This window comes from Pseudomonas sp. TE24901, from assembly GCF_054058375.1.
The window spans coordinates 178,968-201,937 of sequence record NZ_JBSSAF010000008.1; the positions used below are offsets into that span (position 1 = coordinate 178,968).

At 62.4% G+C, this 22,970-nt stretch carries 16 protein-coding genes; 8 read left to right on the forward strand and 8 right to left on the reverse strand.

Translation table 11 applies throughout. From position 1 onward, the window contains the following. Window positions 1–5 precede the first annotated feature (5 nt). The 5 genes from treP to ACVWVP_RS17815 all read left to right on the forward strand — a co-directional run bounded on the left by treP (window position 6) and on the right by ACVWVP_RS17815 (window position 7,504). Window positions 6–1,448, forward strand: coding sequence for a PTS system trehalose-specific EIIBC component (gene treP, locus ACVWVP_RS17795; RefSeq protein ID WP_457407446.1), 1,443 nt, complete (start codon window positions 6–8; stop codon window positions 1,446–1,448). Window positions 1,449–1,581: 133 nt separating this feature from the next. Further along, on the forward strand, window positions 1,582–3,228 hold the full coding sequence (gene treC, locus ACVWVP_RS17800) for an alpha,alpha-phosphotrehalase (protein WP_178921647.1): 1,647 nt from the start codon (window positions 1,582–1,584) through the stop codon (window positions 3,226–3,228). 131 nt (window positions 3,229–3,359) lie between these two features. Beyond that, a complete protein-coding gene (locus ACVWVP_RS17805; RefSeq protein ID WP_457407449.1) occupies window positions 3,360–4,580 on the forward strand; it encodes a carbohydrate porin in 1,221 nt (406 codons plus the stop codon). A 117-nt stretch (window positions 4,581–4,697) separates the two neighbouring features. After that, the gene (gene ptsP, locus ACVWVP_RS17810) at window positions 4,698–7,223 is read left to right on the forward strand and encodes a phosphoenolpyruvate--protein phosphotransferase (protein WP_457407451.1); all 2,526 of its coding nucleotides are present in this window, start codon (window positions 4,698–4,700) and stop codon (window positions 7,221–7,223) included. Window positions 7,224–7,225: 2 nt separating this feature from the next. Next, on the forward strand, window positions 7,226–7,504 hold the full coding sequence (locus ACVWVP_RS17815) for a PTS transporter subunit EIIB (RefSeq protein ID WP_259174687.1): 279 nt from the start codon (window positions 7,226–7,228) through the stop codon (window positions 7,502–7,504). A gap of 123 nt (window positions 7,505–7,627) precedes the next feature. Here the strand turns inward: ACVWVP_RS17815 and mltF are convergent, their stop codons facing one another. Next, complete coding sequence (gene mltF / locus ACVWVP_RS17820) at window positions 7,628–9,088, reverse strand: membrane-bound lytic murein transglycosylase MltF (protein ID WP_178921653.1); 1,461 nt, start codon at window positions 9,086–9,088, stop codon at window positions 7,628–7,630. Between the two features lie 287 nt (window positions 9,089–9,375). On the opposite strand from mltF, the gene purL reads away from it, so the two are divergent. The 3 genes from purL (at window position 9,376) to ACVWVP_RS17835 (ending at window position 14,227) form a co-directional block, all read left to right on the forward strand. Beyond that, the gene (gene purL / locus ACVWVP_RS17825) at window positions 9,376–13,272 is read left to right on the forward strand and encodes a phosphoribosylformylglycinamidine synthase (protein WP_259174792.1); all 3,897 of its coding nucleotides are present in this window, start codon (window positions 9,376–9,378) and stop codon (window positions 13,270–13,272) included. Window positions 13,273–13,276: 4 nt separating this feature from the next. Next, window positions 13,277–13,588, forward strand: a complete 312-nt coding sequence (locus tag ACVWVP_RS17830; protein ID WP_016971954.1) for an NIF3 1 — start codon at window positions 13,277–13,279, stop codon at window positions 13,586–13,588. Between the two features lie 252 nt (window positions 13,589–13,840). Further along, the gene (locus tag ACVWVP_RS17835; RefSeq protein ID WP_457407453.1) at window positions 13,841–14,227 is read left to right on the forward strand and encodes a DUF6124 family protein; all 387 of its coding nucleotides are present in this window, start codon (window positions 13,841–13,843) and stop codon (window positions 14,225–14,227) included. Between the two features lie 104 nt (window positions 14,228–14,331). Here the strand turns inward: ACVWVP_RS17835 and nagE are convergent, their stop codons facing one another. From nagE to ACVWVP_RS17870, 7 genes are all read right to left on the reverse strand, one after another. Then, a complete protein-coding gene (gene nagE, locus ACVWVP_RS17840) occupies window positions 14,332–16,038 on the reverse strand; it encodes an N-acetylglucosamine-specific PTS transporter subunit IIBC (protein ID WP_457407455.1) in 1,707 nt (568 codons plus the stop codon). 26 nt (window positions 16,039–16,064) lie between these two features. Further along, window positions 16,065–18,584 carry a phosphoenolpyruvate--protein phosphotransferase gene (gene ptsP, locus ACVWVP_RS17845; RefSeq protein ID WP_457407457.1) on the reverse strand — a complete coding sequence of 840 codons (2,520 nt, stop codon included), beginning with the start codon at window positions 18,582–18,584 and terminating at the stop codon, window positions 16,065–16,067. A gap of 36 nt (window positions 18,585–18,620) precedes the next feature. After that, on the reverse strand, window positions 18,621–19,643 hold the full coding sequence (locus ACVWVP_RS17850; protein ID WP_457407458.1) for an SIS domain-containing protein: 1,023 nt from the start codon (window positions 19,641–19,643) through the stop codon (window positions 18,621–18,623). Next, entirely contained in the window at window positions 19,624–20,730 is a 1,107-nt protein-coding gene (gene nagA, locus ACVWVP_RS17855) for an N-acetylglucosamine-6-phosphate deacetylase (RefSeq protein WP_259174684.1), read from the reverse strand. The genes ACVWVP_RS17850 and nagA overlap by 20 nt, the downstream gene beginning before the upstream one ends. Before the next feature lie 10 nt (window positions 20,731–20,740). Next, window positions 20,741–21,499: a GntR family transcriptional regulator gene (locus ACVWVP_RS17860; RefSeq protein WP_259174683.1), complete on the reverse strand. Its 759-nt coding sequence runs from the start codon at window positions 21,497–21,499 to the stop codon at window positions 20,741–20,743. A 264-nt stretch (window positions 21,500–21,763) separates the two neighbouring features. After that, window positions 21,764–22,267: a L,D-transpeptidase family protein gene (locus tag ACVWVP_RS17865; protein ID WP_178921663.1), complete on the reverse strand. Its 504-nt coding sequence runs from the start codon at window positions 22,265–22,267 to the stop codon at window positions 21,764–21,766. A 28-nt stretch (window positions 22,268–22,295) separates the two neighbouring features. Then, the gene (locus tag ACVWVP_RS17870; RefSeq protein WP_176994392.1) at window positions 22,296–22,844 is read right to left on the reverse strand and encodes an NUDIX hydrolase; all 549 of its coding nucleotides are present in this window, start codon (window positions 22,842–22,844) and stop codon (window positions 22,296–22,298) included. Between the last annotated feature and the right edge of the window lie 126 nt (window positions 22,845–22,970).

Genomic DNA, 22,970 nt, shown 5'->3' on the forward strand with positions numbered 1-22,970 from the left:
CAAGCATGAGCCACGACTATCCAGCTATCGCCCGCGAGATTCTCGAGAACCTCGGGGGCAGCGACAACCTTGAGCAAGCTGCCCACTGCGTGACACGCCTGCGCCTGGCGCTGAAGGACCCGAGTCGGGTCAACAGCGCCGCGTTGAACCAGGTTGATCTGGTCAAGGGTTCGTTCTTTACCGGCGGCCTGTTTCAAATCGTGATCGGCCCGGGCGAAGTGGAAAAGGTCTACGCCGCCCTGCGTGAAGCCACCGGCCTTGCGGTGTCGACCATCGCCGACGTCAAGCAGAAGGGTGCCGACAAGACCAACGCCATGCAGCGTCTGGTGCGGGTATTTTCCGACGTGTTCATGCCGATCCTGCCCGCCTTGATCATCGCCGGCCTGTTGATGGGCGTGAACAACCTGATGGGCGCCAAGGGCATGTTCATCGAGGGCAAGACGCTGCTGGAGGCCTATCCGAACCTGGATGGCCTGTGGAGCCTGATCAACCTGATGGCCAACACCTCGTTCGTGTTCCTGCCGGCGCTGGTGGGCTGGTCGGCGGCCAAACGCTTTGGCGGCAGTGAAATCCTCGGCATCGTGCTGGGCCTGATGCTGGTCCATCCGGACCTGCTCAATGCCTGGAACTACGGCAAGGCCGTGGCGGGCCTGGACGGCCAGAGCCTGCCGTACTTCGACATTTTCGGCTGGTTCAAGATTGAGAAGGTGGGCTACCAGGGGCAGATCCTGCCGATCCTGATGGCCGCCTACGTGATGAGCGTGATCGAAAAGTGGCTTCGGGCACGAGTGCCGAACGCCATTCAACTGCTGGTCGTACCCATCACCACCATCGTGGTCACCGGCGTGCTGGCCCTGGCGATCATCGGCCCGGTCACGCGTCACCTCGGCATCCTGATCACCGAAGGCGTGGTCACCCTGTTCGACCTGGCGCCAATGCTCGGCGGGGCGATTTTTGGCCTGCTGTATGCGCCGCTGGTGATCACCGGCATGCACCACATGTTCCTCGCCGTGGACCTGCAACTGATCTCCACCCAGGGCGGCACCTTTATCTGGCCGATGATCGTCATGTCCAACCTGGCCCAGGGCAGCGCCGCCCTCGGCGTGTTCTACATGACTCGAAACGCGCGGGACAAAAGCATGGCCTCCACCTCGGCGATTTCTGCGTACTTCGGCATCACTGAGCCGGCGATGTTCGGTGTGAACCTGCGCTTCAAGTTCCCGTTCTATGCCGCGCTGCTGGGCTCGGCGCTGGGCAGTATTTTCCTGTCGCTCAACAAGGTGCAGGCATCGGCCATCGGCGTCGGTGGGCTGCCTGGATTCATCTCGATCATCCCGCAGTACATCCCAAGCTTTGTGATCGGGATGGTCATCGCGATGGTCGTGCCGTTTGTGCTGACCTGTGCGTTGAGCATGAAGATTGTTCGGCCTGGGTATCGGGTCGTCTGATCGACCGCTTTCGCGAGCAAGTCGAATCGTCGCACCGCTGCTCCCACATGGGAATGCATTTCAAATGTGGGAGCGGGCTTGCTCGCGAAGAGGCCTTCAAGGCCAGCAAAAAAACTAATTGAAGGAACCCCCCATGCAAACCTGGCAACACTCGGTGATCTACCAGATCTACCCAAAAAGCTTCCACAGCCACGCGGGTAACGCCACCGGTGACCTGCTGGGGATCGTGGACAAACTCGACTACCTCCAATGGCTGGGCGTTGACTGCCTGTGGATCACCCCGTTCCTGCGCTCGCCGCAGCGTGACAACGGTTATGACATCAGCGACTACTACGCCATCGACCCCAGCTACGGCACCATGGCCGACTGCGAACTGCTGATCAGCGAAGCGGCCAAGCGCGGCATCAAATTGATGCTCGATATCGTGGTCAACCACACCTCCATCGAGCACGAGTGGTTCCAGCAGGCGCGCAGCAGCCTCGACAACCCTTACCGCGACTTCTACATCTGGCGCGACCAGCCGAACAACTGGGAATCCAAGTTCGGCGGCTCGGCCTGGGAATACGAGGCGCAAACCGGCCAGTACTTCCTGCACCTGTTCGACCACACCCAGGCCGATCTCAATTGGGACAACCCCAAGGTGCGCGCCGAAGTGTTCAAGCTGATGCGCTTCTGGCGCGACAAAGGCGTAGGCGGCTTCCGCCTGGACGTGATCAACCTGATCTCCAAGCCCGCCGATTTCCCGGAAGACAACACCGACGGCCGCCGTTTCTACACCGACGGCCCGAACGTGCACGAGTACCTGCAGCAAATGCACCGCGAAGTTTTCGAAGGGCATGACCTGATCAACGTTGGCGAGATGTCCTCCACCAGCCTCGAACACTGCATCCGCTACTCGCGGCCGGAATCGAGAGAGCTGTCGATGACCTTCAACTTTCATCACCTGAAAGTCGATTACCCGAACATGCAGAAATGGGTGAAGGCCGACTTCGATTTCCTGCAACTCAAGCAGATTTTTTCTGACTGGCAACTGGGCATGCAGGCCGGTGGCGGCTGGAACGCGCTGTTCTGGTGTAACCACGACCAGCCGCGGGTGGTCTCGCGCTTTGGTGACGACGGCGAACACCGCGTGGTCTCGGCCAAGATGCTCGGCACCGCGCTGCACTTCCTCCAGGGCACACCGTATGTGTACCAGGGCGAAGAGCTGGGCATGACCAACCCGGGCTTCGACAGCATCGCGCAGTACCGCGATGTAGAGACCCTGAACATCTTCCGTCTCAAGCGCGATGCCGGCGAGTCCGAAGCCTCAAGCATGGCGGCGATCAAACAGAAATCGCGGGACAACAGCCGCACGCCGATGCAGTGGAACACCCAGGCCAATGCGGGTTTCAGCACCGGCGAACCGTGGATCGGCATCCCGGCCAACGCGGCGCAGATCAACGTCGAAAGCCAGCTGGACGATCCGGATTCGGTGCTGCATCACTACCGCGCACTGATTGCCCTGCGCCGTAATGAGCCGCTGATCCAGGAGGGCGTTTACCGCCCACTGCTGCAAGACCACTTGCAGGTCTGGGCCTACCTGCGCGAAGGCCACGGCGAACGCTTGCTGGTGCTCAACAACTTTTACGGCACGCCCTGCGAAATCCAACTCCCGGACGGTGTGATCAATCCGGCCGCCGAGCAACGCCTGGTGATCAGTAACTACCCCGACTGCCCGCAGCGTACCGCCACGGTCGCCTTGCGCCCCTACGAATCCTTCGTCCTGCACCTGAAGGACTGAAACACCGCTACCCCATGTAGGAGCCGGCTTGCCGGCGATAGCGTCAGTTGAATCGCCATCGCCGGCAAGCCGGCTCCTACAAGGGCGCGTGCACCACGCAATAACAATAAGAAAAACATTAGGAGTGCTTCATGAAAACAACAATAAAGCTGGGCCTCGTTGCATCCTGTTTGAGCCTGCCGTTGGGCGCTCAGGCCTTGGAGTTTGCCGGTTACCTGCGCAGCGGCGCGGGCACTTCAACGGGCAGTGGCAAGCAGCAGTGCTTCCAGTTGCCGGGGGCGCAATCCAAGTACCGTTTGGGCAACGAATGCGAACAGTATGCCGAGCTGGAACTGCGCCAGGACTTGCTGACCCTCGACGATGGCTCGGTGCTGAGCGTCGACGCCATGGCGTCCCTCTACAACAAATACGACCGTGCCCTTAAATTCCAGGGCGACGACAACGGCTCGGCGCGCATGCCGCAGATGTATGCGCAGTGGTCCAACTTGTCCAGCCTCAATGGTGGCTCGGTGTGGGCCGGTCGGCGCTACTACAAACGTAACGACATCCATATCTCCGACTTCTACTACTGGAACCAGAGCGCCACGGGCGGTGGTGTCGAAGACGTGTTGATCGGCGACCTCAAGTACAGCTACGCCATTTCCCGCAAGGACAACCTGTACCAGAAAGAATACGCCACCCGTCACGACTTCAACGTGGCGGGCTTCAAAACCAACCCCGGCGGTGAGCTGGAGTTCGGCTTGAGCTACATCGAAAAAGCCGGTGGCCGCGACACCAACAGCGGTTGGGCGATCACGGCGCAGCATGTGCAAAAGCCTTTCCTGGGCGGCAAGAACAAATTCGCCCTGCAGTACGGTGAAGGCCCTGGGACCGGCTTGGGCTACACCGGCGACACCACCCTGGACAACAGCAGCAAAAGCTACCGCGCCGTGGAGTTCTTCGACTGGCAGGTGACCCCGCGCTTTGGCGGGCAGATCGAGGCGGTGTACCAGAAAGACATTCGCCCGGGTAGCCAGGACCAGACCTGGATGTCCATCGGGGTGCGCCCCGCGTATGCCATCAGCGAACAGTTCAAGCTCGTCACTGAACTCGGGCACGATCAAGTCGACGCTACCGGCGGCACGCGCAAACTGAGCAAATTTACCTTCGCCCCGACCTGGTCGCCCAAAGGCCCGGATTTCTGGGCGCGGCCGGAAGTGCGTTTGTACTACACCTATGCAACCTGGAACGAAGCGGCCAAACGCGCGGCGAATGAACTGGCGGCGGGTTCGGCGTTGTCCGACACCGGCTCCTACGGCACGGCGCGGCATGGCTCCAACTTTGGTGTGCAAGTCGAATATTGGTGGAAATAAGAATGTGGGTATACGCGGACTAATGTGGGAGCGGGCTTGCTCCCACAGTTGATCTTCGTTGTCCCAGGATCCGCATCCAGCCAATGATTTTTACAGAACAAAACAGCAGGTGAAGTCATGACCGCAACGCAACCCCTGGAACTGCTGGCGCCCCTGTCCGGTGTGCTGCTGGCGCTGGACACGGTGCCCGATCCGGTGTTTTCCAGCCGCCTGATCGGCGATGGCCTGTGTATCGACCCCACGTCGCAGACGCTGTGCGCGCCGCTGGCCGGGGTGATCAGCAATATCCAGGACAGTGGTCATGCGGTCAGCGTTACCGATGACAATGGCGTGCAGGTCCTGATGCACATCGGCCTGGACACCGTGAACCTGGCTGGCCAGGGTTTCACCCGGCTGGTGCAGGAAGGCCAGCGGGTGGCGGTGGGCCAACCGCTGATCGAGTTCGATGCCGACTATGTGGCGCTCAATGCCCGCAGCCTGTTGACCCTGGTGCTGGTGGTCAGCGGCGAGCCGTTCACCGTGTTGGCCAATGGCCTTGTGGAAGTGGGCCAGCCGCTGATGCAGGTTTCTCCGGGTGAGGCCATTGAAGCGACAGATGAAGAGGAGGGCGACGCACTGTTCTCCAAGCCACTGACGTTGCCCAATGCCAACGGGTTGCACGCGCGGCCTGCGGCGGTGTTTGCCCAGGCGGCCAAAGGCTTTAACGCGAGTATTTACCTGCACAAGCAAACCCAGAGCGCCAACGCGAAATCCTTGGTGGCGATCATGGCGCTGCAAACTGCGCACGGCGACACCTTGCAGGTGAGCGCGGCAGGTGAGGACGCCGAGGCGGCGATCAAGGCGCTCGTCACCCTGCTGGTCGAAGGTTGCGGGGAGACGGTCGCGGCAGTGGCCGAGGCGGTCGAAGCGGTGGCAGCGGTCTCGTCGGCAACCTTGCTGCGCGGCGTCTGTGCTTCGCCGGGTTCGGCCTTTGGCCAGGTGGTTCAAGTGGTAGAACCCGAGCTGGCGATCACTGAACCGGGCGCCGGTGAAGCCGCCGAACGCGCTGCCCTGCAACGTGGGCTGCTGGCGGCAACCGAGGCGTTGCAAGCCCTGCAAGCCAAGGCCGCCGGCAGCGCCCAGGCCGAGATCTTCCGGGCCCATCAGGAATTGCTCGAAGATCCGACCCTGCTTGAACATGCCCACCGCCTGCTGGCCGAGGGCAAAAGCGCCGCATTTGCCTGGAACAGCGCCACGGTCGCCACCGCCGAGCAGTTCAAGGCGCTAGGCAATGCACTGCTCGCTGAACGGGCGGCAGACCTGGCCGATGTGGGCCAGCGTGTGTTGAAACTGATCCTTGGCGTTCAAGACAGTGCCTGGGATTTACCGGAGCGCGCGATCCTGATCGCCGAGCAACTGACCCCGTCACAAACCGCCAGTCTCGATACGCGCAAAGTGCTGGGTTTTGTCACGGTCGGCGGCGGTGCCACCAGCCACGTGGCAATCCTCGCCCGGGCCCTCGGCCTGCCCGCCATCTGCGGTGTATCGCTGCAGGTGCTGTCGCTGGCCAACGGCAAACAGGTATTACTGGACGCCGACAAAGGCGAACTGCACCTGAACCCGGACCTGGCTGAAATCGAGAGGCTTGAAGCGGCGCGCCAACAGCAGACGCTGCGCCGTCAGCGTGAAGTCGCCCAGGCATCCTTGCCCGCCACGACCCGCGATGGTCATCACGTTGAAGTCACGGCCAACGTCGCCTCGCTGCAAGAGGTGGAGCAGTCCCTGACCCTTGGCGGCGAAGGCGTCGGCCTGCTGCGTTCGGAGTTCCTCTACCTGGACCGCAACCGGGCGCCAAGCCCCGAGGAGCAGGCTGGCACCTACACCGCCATCGCCCGTGCCCTGGGCGCCGAGCGCAACCTGGTGGTGCGCACCCTGGACGTCGGCGGCGACAAGCCATTGGCCTATGTGCCCATGGAGGCGGAAACCAACCCGTTCCTAGGGCTACGCGGCATTCGCCTGTGCCTGGAGCGTCCTGAACTGCTGCGCGAACAGTTTCGCGCCATCCTCGCCAGCGCCGGTTTTGCGCGGCTGCACATCATGCTGCCGATGGTCAGCCTGCTGTCGGAACTGCACCTGGCGCGCAAGATCCTGGAAGAGGAGGCGGCAGCACTCGGGCTCAACGAGTTGCCGAAGCTGGGCATCATGATCGAGGTGCCCTCGGCTGCGCTGATGGCCGATGTGTTTGCACTCCATGTGGATTTCTTCTCCATCGGCACCAACGACCTGACCCAATACACCCTGGCCATGGACCGCGATCACCCGCGCCTGGCCAGCCAGGCCGACAGCTTTCACCCAGCGGTGCTGCGCCTGATCGCCACCACGGTCAAGGCCGCCCACGCCCATGGCAAGTGGGTGGGCGTGTGCGGCGCGTTGGCGTCCGAAGCCTTGGCTGTGCCGGTGTTGATCGGGCTGGGCGTGGATGAGCTGTCGGTCAGCGTGCCGCTGATCCCGACCATCAAGGCCACCGTGCGCGAGCTGGACCTGGCCGACTGCCAGATCATCGCCCGCCAGATCCTGGGCTTGGAAGAAGCCGCCCAAGTGCGTGAGGCGTTGAGCCAATACCACGCGGCCACCGTTGAATCCTCATCTGTTTTGGAGCACTGAGCATGTTCGAGAAATTGCAGCGAGCGTTTTGGAAAGCGCTGACGCCGGATCTGATTGCCGAGACGGTCGCCGCCCCGGTGCAGAATGAGTTGTCAGTAGGGGTGCTGAGTGCGCTGGGGGGGGCGGATAATCTTAAGTCGCAGCAGCGTGTGGCGCTGACACGGGTGAGGGTGCAGTTGCAGGATGCGGGGCGGTTGGATGAACAGGCATTGAAGGCAGCCGGTGTGCCGGGTGTCATGGTGTTGGCCGGCGGGGTCGTACACCTGATCACAGGTCTATAAGGCGACACGAACAAAATGTGGGAGCGGGCTTGCTCGCGAATGCGTAGCGTCAGTCGCTATATATGCTGACTGATCCACCGCTTTCGCGAGCAAGCCCGCTCCCACATGGGTTCTGCAGTGTTCTTACAACTGCGGGTTGTCTTCCGGCGGCTTGGTTTTGTCGATGCCCGGCACATGCAGGTTGCCTTCCACCACCTGGTTGCCTTCCAGCTGCGGCTGGGTCACCCAGGTGAGGATGTCGTAGTAACGCCGGATGTTCGCCACAAAGTGCACCGGCTCACCACCCCGCGCGTAGCCGTAGCGGGTCTTGCTGTACCACTGCTTCTGCGACAGGCGTGGCAGCATCTTCTTCACGTCCAGCCACTTGTTCGGGTTCAAGCCTTCGCGCTTGGCCAGGGTGCGGGCGTCGTCGAGGTGGCCGGTGCCGACGTTGTAGGCGGCGAGGGCGAACCAGGTGCGATCCGGTTCGGCAATGCTGTCGTCCAGTTCGTCCTTGATCTTGGCCAGGTACTTGGCGCCCCCCATGATGCTTTGCTTGGCATCCAGGCGGTTGGACACGCCCATCGCCTGGGCGGTGTTCTGGGTCAGCATCATCAGGCCGCGCACGCCGGTCTTGGAGGTGACGGCCGGTTGCCACAGCGATTCCTGGTAGCCAATGGCTGCCAATAGCCGCCAGTCGACCTTCTCTTCCTTGGCGTAGGTCCGAAAGTGCTTCTCGTACTTGGGCAGGCGTTGCTGCAAGTGCTGGGCGAAGGTATAGGCGCCTACATAACCGAGGACATCGACATGCCCGTAGTAACGGTCTTTGAGACGCTGCAGGGTGCCGTTCTTCTCGACCTTGTCCAGGTAGCTGTTGATCTCGTTGAGCAGGCTGTTGTCGTCACCTGCCGCCACGGCCCAGCTCTGGTTGCTGGCGTTGCCGAGGTCGAAGGCCACGCGCACGTTGGGGAAGTACACCTGGTTCATCGCCACTTCGTTGGAGTCCACCAGGGTCAGGTCGATCTGGCCCTCGTCCACCATGCGCAGCAGGTCGACCACCTCAACGGCGTCGGATTCTTCGTATTCAATCGCAGGATTCTGCTTTTTAAGCGCCGCCAGTTGCTCGGCGTGGGTGCTGCCCTTGAGCACCATGATCTTCTTGCCTACCAGGTCTGCCGCGTTGGTCGGGCGGGACTGGCCGTTGCGGTAGATGATCTGCGGGGTCACTTCCAGGTAAGGATGGGAGAAACGCACCTGCTGCTGGCGCTGCTCGCTGCTCACCAGGCCTGCGGCCGCCAGTACCGGGCCGTTGGGCTTGCCCAGCTGGCCGAACAGGTCGTCAAGGTTGTCGGCGGTCTCGATCTCCAGCTTGACCCCCAGGTCATCGGCAAAACGCTTGACCAGTTCGTATTCGAAACCGGTTTCACCGTTGCGGTCCTGGAAATAAGTGGCCGGACTGTTACGGGTAACCACCCGCAATACGCCATCCTCCTTGATTCGCTCGAGCGTGCTGGGTTTATCAACACAGGCGCTGAGCAACAGGAAGAGTCCGGTGGCGAAGAGCCATTTGGCGCATCGCGGGCGCAAAGCAGTAGGGGAGAACATCTGCGCAGTATACGCAAACGGCCCACGGCGCCATATCTCGACAGCGTGGGACTTGTCTGCTAGCCACCGCAAAAGCGTGCTGCAGCCCGCAGAAATGGGGCTTGGCGGGCAATTGTGACGGTTAAAATAACTGCGCGGAATGTCCGGGATAACGCCCCGATACTGTGCGAACCGTGCCAACTGACGTCCGGCAGCGGCCACCGGTGCCGTTTCGGGTGCCGTTGGCGATGGTTTACGCTAGAATGCACGGCCTCAAAGCACACCCCCTTCCCGAGGCTGTCCCGAAGATGTTGATCCTGCGCGGCGCTCCTGCCCTTTCTGCCTTTCGCCACAGCAAACTCCTTGAGCAACTGAGCCAGAAGGTTCCAGCTGTTACAGGCCTGTACGCTGAATTTGCTCACTTCGCCGACGTTACCGGCGTATTGACCGCCGACGAACAGCAAGTGCTGGCGCGCCTTCTGAAGTACGGCCCAAGCGTTCCCGTTCAAGAGCCGACTGGCCGCTTGTTCCTGGTTCTGCCACGGTTCGGCACCATCTCGCCCTGGTCGAGCAAGGCCAGCGACATCGCCCGCAACTGCGGCCTGGAAAAAATCCAGCGCCTGGAGCGGGGTATCGCTTTCTACGTCGCCGGCCAGTTCAGCGATGCCGACGCCGAGCTGATCGCCAGCAGCCTGCACGACCGCATGACCCAGATCATCGTCAGCCAGCTGGAACAGGCTGCCGGCCTGTTCAGCCACGCCGAGCCCAAGCCGCTGACCGCGATTGACGTGCTCGGCGGTGGCCGCGCCGCCCTCGAGAAGGCCAACACCGAACTGGGCCTGGCCCTGGCCGAAGACGAGATCGACTACCTGGTCAACGCCTTCAATGGCTTGAAGCGCAACCCGCACGACATCGAACTGATGATGTTCGCCCAGGCCAACTCCGAGCACTGCCGTCACAAGATCTTCAACGCCAGTTGGGACATCGACGGCGAAAGCCAGGAAAAAAGCCTGTTCGGCATGATCAAGAACACCTACGTGATGCACAGCGAAGGCGTTCTGTCGGCTTATAAGGACAACGCCTCGGTAATCGTCGGCTCCGTCGCCGGCCGTTTCTTCCCGGACCCTGAGACCCGCCAGTACGGCGCGGTGCAGGAGCCGGTGCACATCCTGATGAAGGTTGAAACCCACAACCACCCGACCGCGATTGCCCCGTTCCCGGGCGCAGCCACCGGTTCCGGTGGCGAAATCCGTGACGAAGGTGCCACCGGCCGTGGCGCCAAGCCAAAGGCGGGCCTCACCGGTTTCACCGTGTCCAACCTGCAGATCCCGGGCTTCGAACAGCCGTGGGAAGTGCCGTACGGCAAGCCTGAGCGCATCGTTACTGCACTGGACATCATGATTGAAGGCCCGCTGGGCGGCGCTGCATTCAACAACGAATTCGGCCGTCCTGCGTTGACGGGCTACTTCCGTACCTTCGAACAGTCCATCACCACCCCCCGTGGCGATGAAGTGCGCGGCTACCACAAGCCGATCATGCTGGCTGGCGGCATGGGCAACATCCGTGAAGAACACGTCAAGAAAGGCGAGATCCTGGTCGGCTCCAAGCTGATCGTGCTCGGCGGCCCGGCGATGCTCATCGGCCTGGGCGGCGGCGCGGCTTCCTCCATGGCCACCGGCACCAGCTCGGCAGACTTGGACTTCGCTTCCGTACAGCGCGAAAACCCAGAGATGGAGCGTCGCTGCCAGGAAGTCATCGACCGTTGCTGGCAGTTGGGTGACAAGAACCCGATCAGCTTCATCCACGACGTCGGCGCGGGCGGTCTGTCCAACGCCTTCCCGGAACTGGTCAACGACGGCGACCGTGGTGGCCGTTTCGAACTGCGCAACATTCCAAACGACGAGCCGGGCATGGCCCCGCACGAAATCTGGAGCAACGAATCCCAGGAACGCTACGTACTGGCCGTCGGCCCAGAAGACTTCGCGCGCTTCCAGGCCATCTGCGAACGCGAGCGCTGCCCGTTTGCCGTGGTCGGCGAAGCCACTGCCGAGCCGCAACTGACCGTGACCGACAGCCACTTCGGCAACAGCCCGGTGGACATGCCGCTCGAAGTGCTGCTGGGCAAAGCCCCGCGCATGCACCGTTCGGCGGTACGTGAAACCGAGCTGGGCGACGACTTCGACCCAAGCCAACTGGAACTGGCCGACAGCATCGAACGTGTGCTGCACCATCCGGCTGTGGCAAGCAAAAGCTTCCTGATCACCATCGGCGACCGCACCATCACTGGCCTGGTTGCCCGTGACCAAATGGTTGGCCCATGGCAGGTTCCAGTGGCTGACGTTGCCGTCACCGCCACCAGCTTTGACGTCTACACCGGTGAAGCCATGGCCATGGGCGAGCGTACCCCGCTGGCCCTGCTGGACGCCCCGGCGTCGGGCCGCATGGCCATTGGTGAAACCCTCACCAACATCGCGGCGTCGCGCATCGGCAAGCTGTCCGACATCAAGTTGTCGGCCAACTGGATGTCCGCTGCCGGTCACCCGGGTGAAGACGCGCGCCTGTACGACACCGTTAAAGCGGTCGGCATGGAACTGTGCCCTGAGCTGGGCCTGACCATTCCGGTGGGCAAGGACTCCATGTCCATGGCCACGCGCTGGAACGAAGACGGTTCGGACAAGAGCGTCACCTCGCCGTTGTCGCTGATCGTCACCGGTTTTGCGCCGGTCACCGACATCCGCCAGACCCTGACCCCGCAACTGCGCATGGACAAGGGCACCACCGACCTGATCCTGATCGACCTGGGCCGTGGCCAGAACCGCATGGGCGCCTCGATCCTCGCGCAGACCCATGGCAAGTTGGGCAAGCAGGCACCGGACGTCGATGACGCCGAAGACCTAAAAGCCTTCTTCGCGGTGATCCAGGGCCTCAACGCTGACGGCCACCTGCTGGCTTACCACGACCGTTCCGATGGTGGCTTGCTGACCAGCGTCGTGGAAATGGCCTTCGCCGGTCACTGCGGCCTGAACATCGTGCTCGACAGCGTTGCCGAGGATGCGTCCGAAATCAACGGCATCCTGTTCAACGAAGAACTGGGTGCGGTGATCCAGGTTCGCCAGGACGCAACGCCAGACGTACTCGCACAGTTCAGCGCCGCTGGCCTGGACGATTGCGTGGCCGTGATCGGCCAGCCGATCAACAACGGCGAGATCAACATCTCGTTCAATGGCGATACCGTGTTTGCCGGCCAGCGCCGCTTGCTGCAACGCCAGTGGGCTGAAACCAGCTACCAGATCCAACGCCTGCGTGATAACGCCGACTGCGCCGAGCAGGAATTCGACGTGATCCTGGAAGAAGACAACCCGGGCCTGAGCACCAAGCTCAGCTTCGACGTCAACCAGGACATCGCCGCGCCCTACATCAAGAAAGGCATCCGCCCACAAGTTGCCGTACTGCGTGAGCAGGGCGTCAACGGCCAGGTGGAAATGGCGGCCGCGTTCGACCGCGCCGGCTTCAATGCGATCGACGTGCACATGAGCGACATCCTCGCCGGTCGCGTTGACCTCAATGAGTTCAAAGGTCTGGTGGCCTGCGGCGGTTTCTCCTACGGCGACGTGCTGGGTGCCGGTGAAGGCTGGGCCAAATCGGCCCTGTTCAACAGCCGTGCCCGCGACGCGTTCCAAGGTTTCTTTGAGCGCAACGACAGCTTCACCCTGGGTGTGTGCAACGGTTGCCAGATGATGTCCAACCTCAGCGAACTGATCCCGGGCAGCGAGTTCTGGCCGCACTTTGTGCGCAACCGTTCCGAGCAGTTCGAAGCCCGTGTCGCCATGGTGCAGGTGCAGGAGTCCAACTCGATCTTCCTGCAAGGCATGGCCGGTTCGCGCATGCCGATCGCCATCGCCCACGGTGAAGGCCATGCCGAGTTCTCCAGTGAAGAAGCTTTGCTCGAAGCCGACCTGTCCGGCTGCGTGGCCATGCGTTTCGTCGATAACCACGGCAAGGTCACCGAGACCTACCCGGCCAACCCGAACGGCTCGCCGCGCGGGATCACCGGCCTTACCAGCCGCGACGGCCGCGTGACCATCATGATGCCGCACCCGGAGCGCGTATTCCGCGCCGTGCAGAACTCGTGGCGCCCGGAAGAGTGGAACGAAGACGGCGCCTGGATGCGCATGTTCCGCAACGCCCGCGTGTGGGTGAACTAAGGCGGTGTACAAGCTTGCCTTCTTCGTACCCGCAAGCCACGTGGAGACGGTGAAAACCGCCGTCTTCGCTGCCGGCGGCGGGCGCATCGGCAACTACGACAGCTGTGCCTGGCAAGTGCTGGGCCAGGGCCAATTCCGCGCGATGGACGGCAGCCAGCCGTTTATCGGGCAGATTGGCCAGGTTGAAGTGGTTGAGGAATGGAAGGTTGAGCTGGTGGTGGCGGATGAGTTGATCGTGGCTGTCGTGGCTGCGCTCAAACTGAGCCACCCGTACGAGACACCGGCGTATGAGGTGTGGCAGTTGGCGGATTTCTGATTCGCACGCTGCAAAAACAAGAAACCCGCTGGGCCAGTTTGGTCAGCGGGTTTTTTGTTGGCTTTACGAGCCTATTCGCGAGCAAGCCCGCTCCCACATTCGACCGTATTCCTTCAGGGTAACCGCGATCGAATGTGGGAGCGGGCTTGCTCGCGAATGCGTCGGCACAGGCGCCTCAGATCTTTCCGGCAAGCCTTTCAGGTTGTCCGTCGGAACTCGCCTCACTAGCCTTCGCCAGTCACTGCCAATTCAGTGACCGGGACTGCAAGCCCGCCGAAACCTCACCCGTTAGTCACAAGCGCCTTTATAGTTGCGGCGCTTTTTCATGGTCGCCATTTATGGTGGCTGTGTGCGGGAGACCTTCGGGTCTACAGCCCAAATCCCCCGTCTGACGCTCACCCCACCGACCAACTCTTCACCGTACGGCTCAGTCTCGATAGCGAAACCTTACTCGCCAATGCCGCCCAGGATATTGCGTCGGTACAGGCTCTGACGGGGCACCTGGCCTTTGAGATCGATGGCGTCCAACGAGAGATCGCGCTGGCAGTTCACCGTATGCTTGAAGGTATCCAGTTGAGGGTGGATAGGGTGTTGGACTTGAATGACATTTCTAGTCTCAACACTCCAGTCGCCAGTTAAGGCTAATCGCAGGCAAGCCAGCTCCCACATTTTGAATGTATCCACAGATCAGAAATGTGGGAGCCGGGCTTGCTCGCGATGTGGCCAGTTCAGGCAAGGATCAATTAAGCCCCAGCCCCAATCTGGCGGCCACTGACCAACCGCTCCAACGCCTCGCTCAATCCCGAGGCCTTGTCACCGATCAACAGGTGCCAAACGCCGCTTTCCATCTGGCTGACCCCTTGGCAGCCCAGCGCGGTCAGATCGGTTTCTGACAGCACCGAATCATCCCCCAATTCCACCCGAAGCCGCGTCATCGCCACGGCTTCGAGCTGGCGCACATTTCCTCGACCACCCAGTGCGTTCAGCCATTTCTCGGCTTCCTGCACATTCACCGCCACCGGCTTATCCACAGGCGCAACCGCAACAGGCGCGCTGGCCACAAACGACGGCATGGCCAAACGAATCTCATCGGCAATGCTGTCGGCCATCGGTCCGACCACCACCTGCAAGCTCCCGCCATTCCCCGGCCGAACCACGGCCATGGCGCCGAGTGCTTTCAACTCGGCATCCACTGCCTTGTTGCGATCCACCATGTCCAACCGCAGGCGCGTGGTGCAGGCACCGACGCTCAGCAGATTCTCTGCACCGCCCAAGGCCTGGATGTACGCCGTGGCGCGCTGGTTATCCGTCATCACCTCAGCCTGCACCACCTGGATATCTTCCCGCCCCGGTGTCTTCAGGTTGAAGCGGCGAATGCAGTAGTTGAACACGCTGTAGTAGACCACCGCATAGACCAAGCCCACCGGGAACACCAGCCAGCCATTGGTGGACTTGCCCCAGCCCAGCACCATGTCGATAAACCCACCGGAAAAGGTAAACCCGAGGTGGATATTCAGCATATTGGTGACCGCCATCGACAGGCCGGTCAGCACCGCGTGGATCAGATACAAAAACGGCGCGAGGAACATGAACGCGAATTCAATCGGCTCGGTCACCCCGGTCAAAAACGAGGTCAACGCCATCGACAGGAAAATCCCGCCCATCACTTTACGGCGCTCCGGCAAGGCATTGCGGTACATCGCCAAACAGGCCGCCGGCAGGCCGAAGAGCATCACCGGGAACATGCCGGTCATGAACTGGCCACCTTTCGGGTCGCCAGCGAAGTAGCGAGTCAGGTCACCCGTCACCACCGCGCCGGTCACCGGGTCGGTGAAGCTGCCGAACACAAACCAGGCCATGTTGTTGAGGATGTGGTGCAGGCCGGTGACGATCAGCAGGCGGTTGAACACGCCAAACACGAAGGCGCCGAAGCTGCCGCTTTCCATCAGCAGCACGCCGAAACTGTTGATGCCGTGCTGGATCGGCGGCCAGATGAGGCCAAAGATCACGCCCAGTGCAACCGCCGAGAAACCGGTGACAATCGGCACAAACCGCCGCCCGCCGAAGAAGGCCAGGTACTCCGGCAGCTTGATGTCCTTGAAGCGGTTGTACAGCCCGCCCGCCATCAGGCCGCTGGCGATACCGGCGAGCATGCCCATGTTGATGGTGCTGTCCATCACCTTGAGGGTAGAGATCATCACCAGGTAACCAATCGCCCCGGCCAGGCCCGCGGTGCCGTTGTTGTCGCGGGCAAAACCCACGGCAATACCAATGGCGAAGATCAGCGCCAGGTTGGCGAAGATCGCTTGCCCCGCGTCGTGCATCACCGCGATGTTCAAGAGATCAGTGTCACCCAGGCGCAATAGGAGGCCGGCGATCGGCAGGATCGCGATCGGCAGCATCAGTGCACGGCCCAGGCGTTGCAGGCCTTCGATGAAATGTTGGTACATGGCGAGTCTCCCTTTTCTTGTTGTTGTCAGCTCAGCGGCCAGTGGTGTTGACAGGCTTGGCGAACGGCCTTGGCGCTGCTCAGGTCGAGCAGGCCTTGGCTCAGTTGCCGGCATTGCGCCGCGTCCAGATGGCGGACGCGGTCCTTGATTTCTCCGATCTGCGGCGGGCTCACCGACAGCTCGCTGACGCCCAGGCCCACCAGCACCGGCGTGGCCAGCGGGTCGGAGGCGAGGGCGCCACACACGCCGACCCAGCGCCCGTGCTTGGCTGCGCCGGCGCAGGTCTGGGCGATCAGCCGTAGCAGCGCCGGGTGCAGCGCATCGACACGGGCAGCAAGGCCCGCGTGGTCGCGGTCCATGGCCAGGGTGTACTGGGACAGGTCATTGGTGCCGATGGACAAGAAGTCCGCATGCTTGGCCAACTGTTCGGCCATCAGCGCGGCGGCGGGCACTTCGATCATCACGCCCAGTTCGGGGCGCTGGGTCAGTTCCAGCGCGGCGCACAGTTCATCCAGGCGCTGGCGAATCTGCAGCAACTCATCCACTTCACTGACCATCGGCAGCAGGATGCGGCAGCGCTCCAGCGGGCTGACTTGCAGCAGCGCACGCAGTTGCTGATCGAGCAGTTCGGGGCGCACCTGGGCCATGCGAATGCCGCGCAAGCCGAGCACCGGGTTGGCCTCGACGGGCAGCGGCAGGTAATCCAGCTGTTTGTCGCCGCCCACGTCGATGGTGCGGATGATCACCGACTTGTCACCCATCGCATCCAACACGGCTTGATAGGCCTGGCGTTGTTCCTGTTCATCCGGCGCGGTGCGGCGGTCGACAAACAGGAATTCGGTGCGCAGCAGGCCAACGCCATCAGCGCCGTTTTCAAAGGCCACCTGAGCCTCGGCGCTGGAGGCGACATTCGCGGCGATTTCGACGGTCATGCCGTCGGTGGTGCGTGCCGGTTGCTGAGCCTGGGCGTGTTGCTGTTGGCGGCGCAGTTTCTGTGCATCACGAATCTGGTGCACCTCGGCGTGGCGCGCCTCGCTGGGCGCCAGTTCCAGGCGGCCGTTGGCAGCGTCGAGCACTACGCGTTGGCCCTGGGGCACATCGAGCACTTCGGCGCCCAACGCGACCACACACGGCAGGCCTTTACCACGGGCCAGGATCGCCACGTGGGACGTGGCGCCGCCTTCGGCCATGCAGATGCCGACGGCTTGCTGCACACTCAGTTGCAACAGGTCGGACGGGGTCAGTTCATGGGCGCTGACGATTGCACCGGCTGGCAACTCGAAATGCCAGGCTTCCCCGAGCAGTGCGCGCAGTACCCGTTGTTGCAGGTCGCGCAGGTCATTGGCGCGCTCGGCAAACAGCGGTTTGCCCAGGGCCAGCAATACCGCGCACTGCGCCTGGATGGCATCGCGCCAGGCGTGCGTCGCTGCGCTGCCTTGTTCGATTGAACCGGTCGCGGCTTCCAGCAGGTTGGGGTCTTCCAGCAGGGCAAGGTGGGCGTCGAAGATGTCCTCTTCCTCGACATTCTTGCGCTGGCGGGCGTGGTCCAGGGTCTTGCGGATCTCGCTGCGCACTTGCTCCAGCGCGGTGTCCAGGCGTTGCAGTTGTTCATCGGCGGCGTGGTTGCCGGTGTCGGCGGGCAGTTCAATGCCGGTCAGGCGGAACAGCGGCCCGCACACCAATCCCGGTGCGGCGCATACGCCTTGCAACACGCCGGCTTCGGTACTGGCCTTGCGTGGCGCAACGGCGGCGACGGGGGCGTGGTGTTCTTCCTTGATAGCGGCGGACAAGGCGGCGACCAATGCTTGTACGGCGCCGTCGGCGTCTTTGCCGCGACAAGTCACGCGCACCTCATCGCCTTCGCCAATGCCCAGGCCCATCAAGCCGATCAAGCTGTCGCACGAGGCGGATTTATCGCCGTAGTGCAACCACGCCTGGCTGCTGAAATCCTGGGCGGTCTTGCGCACCAAGGCGGCTGGGCGTGCATGCAAGCCACCACGGTGAGTGATGCGCACACGGGCGCTGGCTTCAGCGACCGAGTTATCCACAGTCGCCTGGGCCTGGGCCTGCGCCGTCGAGCGCGTCACGATCTGCAACAACGGCTCGCCGACCTTGACGCTGTTCCCGGCAACCGGCCGCAGCTCAAATCGCTCGCCGTTGGTCAGGATGATCAGGCTGACCAGGCTCTTGCACTGGCGCGCAATGCGGTCCAGGTCAAACTGCACCAGGGCCTGGCCCTTGCTCACCCGGGCGCCGTCCTTGACCAGCAAGGCGAAGCCTTCGCCATTGAGTTCAACCGTGTCGATGCCCACGTGCATGAGCACTTCGGCACCGTTCTCGGCGCGGATCGTCAGTGCATGGCCGGTACGTGCGACGTGGATGATCACACCGTCGCAGGGCGCGTGCAGGCAATCGTTCAGCGGGTCGATGGCAATGCCGTCGCCCATGGCGCCACTGGCGAACACTTCATCGGGAACGTTGCCCAGGGTCAGCAGCGGCCCGCTTAACGGGGCGCTGAGGGTCAATGCATTATTGTTGTTGGACATGGGCACGGTACTCATCAGGAAAACACGGCAATCGACTCAGTGAGTGCGGGTGACTTTGCTCAGGTGGCGCGGTTGGTCCGGGTCCATGCCCCGGGCGTGGGCCAAACCGGCGGCCATCACGTAGAAGCTCTGGATCGCCAGGATCGGGTCCAGGCTCGGGTGTTCGGCGCGGCTCAAGGTCAGGTCGCGTTCGGCGATATCGTCGGGTGCGGCCAGCAAGACGCGGGCACCGCGTTGGCGCATGTCGGCCGCCAGGCTCAACAGACCGGCTTGCTCGGCGCCGCGTGGGGCGAACACCAGCAGTGGGTAGTTCTTGTCGATCAAGGCCATGGGGCCATGACGCACTTCGGCGCTGCTGAAGGCTTCGGCCTGGATCGCCGAGGTTTCCTTGAGCTTGAGCGCGGCTTCCTGGGCGATGGCAAACCCGGCGCCACGGCCGATCACCATCAGTTGCTGGCAACCGCGCAAGGCTTCGATGGCACGGCTCCAATCCTGCTTGGCCGCGGCGCGCAGGTCATCGGGCAGGGCGCGGCAGGCTTGCAGCAACTCGGCTTCCTGGTTCCAGTGGCCGATCAACTGCGCGCTGGCGCTGAGGGTGGCGATAAAGCTCTTGGTGGCCGCGACGCTGTGTTCCGGCCCGGCGCACAGCGGCACATGGAATTCGCAGGCGGCTTCCAGCGGCGAGTCTTCGGCGTTGACCATGGAAATGCTCAGCGCACCGCGTTTGCGCAGCAGGCGCAGACTGTTGACCAGGTCCGGGCTTTGCCCCGATTGAGAGAAACCAAACGCTACCTGCCCACTGACCTTCAACGGCGCTTGCAGCAAGGTCACCACCGACATCGGCAACGACGCCACTGGCACACCCACATGCTGCATGGTCAGGTAGGCGAAGTAGCTGGCGGCATGGTCAGAGCTGCCACGGGCGATGGTCATCGCCACTTGCGGCGGCTGGCGGCGCAGGCGGCCGGCGATTTCTTCCAGCAGCGGGTCCAGGCGTTGCAGTTGGGCCGCGACGGCGTCACAGGAGGCCAGGGCCTCTTCAAGCATTTTTGAAGTCAATGGTTTCTCCTTCGACCATTACGTCGGTGAGTGTCAGGGAGCGGTCCAGGCGCACGCAGTCGGCAAAACTGCCCGGTTGCAGGCGGCCGCGTTCTTCCAGGCCCAGGTAGTCCGCAGGAAATTGCGACAGGCGTTGTGAGGCTTCGCTGATGGGCAGGCCGATCTTCACCAGGTTGCGCAGCGCCTGGTCCATGGTCAGCGTGCTGCCGGCCAGGGTGCCGTCGGCCAGTCGTACGCCGCCCAGGCATTTGGTCACGGTGTGGCTGCCCAGCTTGTATTCACCGTCGGGCATGCCGGCGGCGGCGGTGGAATCGGTGACGCAATACAGGCACGGGATCGAGCGCAGGGCCACGCGCATCGCGCCGGGGTGCACGTGCAGCAAGTCGGGGATCAATTCCGCGTATTTGGCATGGGCCAACGCCGCGCCGACGATGCCGGGTTCGCGGTGATGCAGCGGGCTCATGGCGTTGTATAAATGGGTGAAGCTGGTAGCCCCGGCGGCCATCGCGGCGACACCTTCTTCATAGCTGCCCAGGGTATGGCCGATCTGCATGCGCACGCCGCGTTCGCTGAGGGCGCGGATCAGGGCGTCATGGCCGGCGATTTCCGGCGCGATGGTAATGACGCGGATCGGCGCCAGGCGCAGGTAGGCTTCCACTTCTGCCATCAGTGCGGTGTGGGCGAAGTTGGGTTGGGCGCCGAGCTTGCCTGGATTGATGTAAGGGCCTTCCAGGTGCACGCCGAGTACGCGAGCGCTGCCGGCAGGGCGCTGTTCGCAGAAGCTGCCGAGTTGGCCGAGCACGCGGGAGATTTCCTCCACCGGCGCGGTCATGGTGGTGGCCAGCAGGGAGGTGGTACCAAAACGCACGTGGGTGCGGGTGATGGTCTCGAAGGCGCTCGCGCCTTCCATGATGTCCGCACCGCCACCGCCGTGCACGTGCAGGTCAATGAAGCCTGGCAGCAGGTAGGGCAAGTCGTTTTCAGCCGGGTCGCACGGTGTGCCTTCGATGGCGACGACCTTGCCGTGCGCGTGCACCAGGCGGCCGCGAATCCAGCCGCTGGGCGTGAGGATGTTGTCTTCGGACATGTGCAGTTCTCTAAATTCGCAGTTCAGCGGAATAGTCGTGGCGGCGCAGCTCTGCGACGAAGTCGTAGTAGTCGTTGCGGCAGTAGGTGTCGGTGATTTCGATGGGCGTGTTGTCGGCGGTATAGCCGACCCGCGTCATCAGCAGCATCGCGGTGCCGGGGGCGATGCCCACCAGGCGCGCGAACTCGTCCGAAGCGTTGATCGCCTGCACATGCTGCAGGGCGCGGACGATGGGCTTGCCGATGCTTTCAAAGTATTCGTACAGCGAACTGCCTAGGGCCTGGGGTTGCGGCAGCACCGAGGCGGGGACCACGGTCATTTCAATGGCCATCACCGTGTCATCGGCTTTGCGCAGGCGTTTGAGCCGGGCCACTTTGTCGCTGGTGGACAGGCACAGGCGGATCAGTTCTTCGTGGGTCGGCGGGGTGATGTCGCGTTCAAGCCATTGGGAGCTGGGCACGAAGCCCTTGAGGCGCAACATCTCGCTGAAGCCCGACAGACGCGACAAGGGTTGTTCCAGGCGTGGCGTGATAAAGGTGCCCGAGCCTTGGCTGCGGCGGATCAAACCTTGGGCGAACAGCACTTCCAGTGCCTTGCGGGCGGTGACCCGAGAAATGCTCAACTGCTCGCTGAGCACGCGCTCCGACGGTAGCGCCTGTTCGGACGTCCACTGGCCGGCATGGATGGCCGCTTCCAGTTTGCGCGCCAATTGCAGGTACAGCGGCGTGGATTGTTTGTCGTCAGGGCGCAAGGCCAGTATCGGGTTCATCGTTCAGGGTTCCGATGCGGTTATTGGAGTGTTGTCGCCCGGTATGGGCCGGAAATTAATACCACTTAAATACCATGTCAATGCAGCCAAAACGGTGCAAATCGCCGTTTCAGGGCGCTGTAATGGGGCCTGGTATCAAGTGGTATTAGAGAGGTCTTTATTGCGCGCAGAACAGCGCAGCCCGGCGCGGTGAACTGGTATTCACCGGCAGGCGCCGCACAAGGCAGGCATTTTTTTTTGGATTATTTTACGAACGGTCGAGGATTACGGACGAATCTCGATCAGGGTGCCGTCCTTGACCAGGTTCCAGACTTCGCGCATGTCGACGTTGCGCATGCCGATGCAACCGTCGGTCCAGTCCAGGGTGTGGAACCACTGCTCGGGGTAGTCTTCGGTGTCGGGGGTGCCATGGATCATGATCATGCTGCCCGGCTTCACGCCTTCGCGGCGGGCGCGGGCGGCGTCGCTGATATTGGGGTAGGAGATGTGCATGGCCAGGTTGAAGCGCTCGCTGGTCTTGCGCCAGTCGATCCAGTAGAAGCCTTCCGGCGTGCGGCGGTCGCCTTCGATCAGCTTGGCGCCCTTGGGGTTCTTGCCCAGGGAGATGCGATAGGTCTTGAGGGGCTTGCCGTCGTTGATCAATTGCAACTGACGGGCGGACTTGAGCACCAGGATTTTCTCGACGGGCTTGCCGCCGATGATTTCCACCGTGGAGGCGCAAGACAGGGTAGCGAACGACAAACAGATAAGAGCAAGCAACAGACGCATTAAAACGGTATCCCTGTGTGCCGGGTTCTTATTGGGTGGGCTTGCCCATGGGCGGGACGGCTTCGCTGCGTACGGGGTACGCCTGCTGCCGACGGTCGGCGAAAAAGTATTCTAAGGTACGCCCGACCGTGCGAAAAGCCAGCTCTGACCAAGGGATGTCGGCTTCGTCGAAAAGCTTCACTTCCAGGCTTTCGGGGCCTGCGGCAAAGTCGAGGTCGACCAGTTCGGCGCGGTAGAAGATATGCACCTGGCTGATGTGCGGTACGTCGATCAAGGTGTAGATGCTCAGGTTGCGCACGCGGGCGCAGGCTTCTTCCAGGGTTTCGCGGGCGGCGGCCTGTTCCACGGTCTCGCCGTTTTCCATGAAGCCTGCAGGCAGGGTCCAGTAACCCAGGCGCGGTTCGATGGCGCGGCGGCACAGCAGCACTTTGTCGCCCCATACCGGCACGGTGCCGGCGACGATGTTGGGGTTCTGGTAGTGAATGGTCGAGCAGTGATCACACACGTAGCGCAGGCGGCCGTCGCCTTCGGGAATGCGCTGGGTAACCGGTTTACCGCACTGGCTGCAGAAGTTCATGCTGGGGTTCCTGGAGAGTGGGCCTATCTTGGCTTGGCGGGCAGAGCCCTGCAAGTTGTCGTTTGATGATTCCTCTACGCATATTTTGTGATCGGACAGTAGTGCCTGATAAGGTGGGGTTAAAGG

Excerpts from the sequence above, each read along its gene's own strand:
- treC (WP_178921647.1), top strand. The coding sequence starts at position 1,582 with ATGCAAACCTGGCAACACTCGGTGATCTACCAGATCTACCCAAAAAGC.
- ACVWVP_RS17805 (WP_457407449.1), top strand. The coding sequence starts at position 3,360 with ATGAAAACAACAATAAAGCTGGGCCTCGTTGCATCCTGTTTGAGCCTG.
- purL (WP_259174792.1), top strand. The coding sequence starts at position 9,376 with ATGTTGATCCTGCGCGGCGCTCCTGCCCTTTCTGCCTTTCGCCACAGC.
- ptsP (WP_457407451.1), top strand. The coding sequence starts at position 4,698 with ATGACCGCAACGCAACCCCTGGAACTGCTGGCGCCCCTGTCCGGTGTG.
- mltF (WP_178921653.1), bottom strand. The coding sequence starts at position 9,088 with ATGTTCTCCCCTACTGCTTTGCGCCCGCGATGCGCCAAATGGCTCTTC.
- nagA (WP_259174684.1), bottom strand. The coding sequence starts at position 20,730 with ATGTCCGAAGACAACATCCTCACGCCCAGCGGCTGGATTCGCGGCCGC.
- ACVWVP_RS17870 (WP_176994392.1), bottom strand. The coding sequence starts at position 22,844 with ATGAACTTCTGCAGCCAGTGCGGTAAACCGGTTACCCAGCGCATTCCC.
- ACVWVP_RS17860 (WP_259174683.1), bottom strand. The coding sequence starts at position 21,499 with ATGAACCCGATACTGGCCTTGCGCCCTGACGACAAACAATCCACGCCG.
- ACVWVP_RS17865 (WP_178921663.1), bottom strand. The coding sequence starts at position 22,267 with ATGCGTCTGTTGCTTGCTCTTATCTGTTTGTCGTTCGCTACCCTGTCT.
- treP (WP_457407446.1), top strand. The coding sequence starts at position 6 with ATGAGCCACGACTATCCAGCTATCGCCCGCGAGATTCTCGAGAACCTC.
- ACVWVP_RS17815 (WP_259174687.1), top strand. The coding sequence starts at position 7,226 with ATGTTCGAGAAATTGCAGCGAGCGTTTTGGAAAGCGCTGACGCCGGAT.
- nagE (WP_457407455.1), bottom strand. The coding sequence starts at position 16,038 with ATGTACCAACATTTCATCGAAGGCCTGCAACGCCTGGGCCGTGCACTG.
- ptsP (WP_457407457.1), bottom strand. The coding sequence starts at position 18,584 with ATGTCCAACAACAATAATGCATTGACCCTCAGCGCCCCGTTAAGCGGG.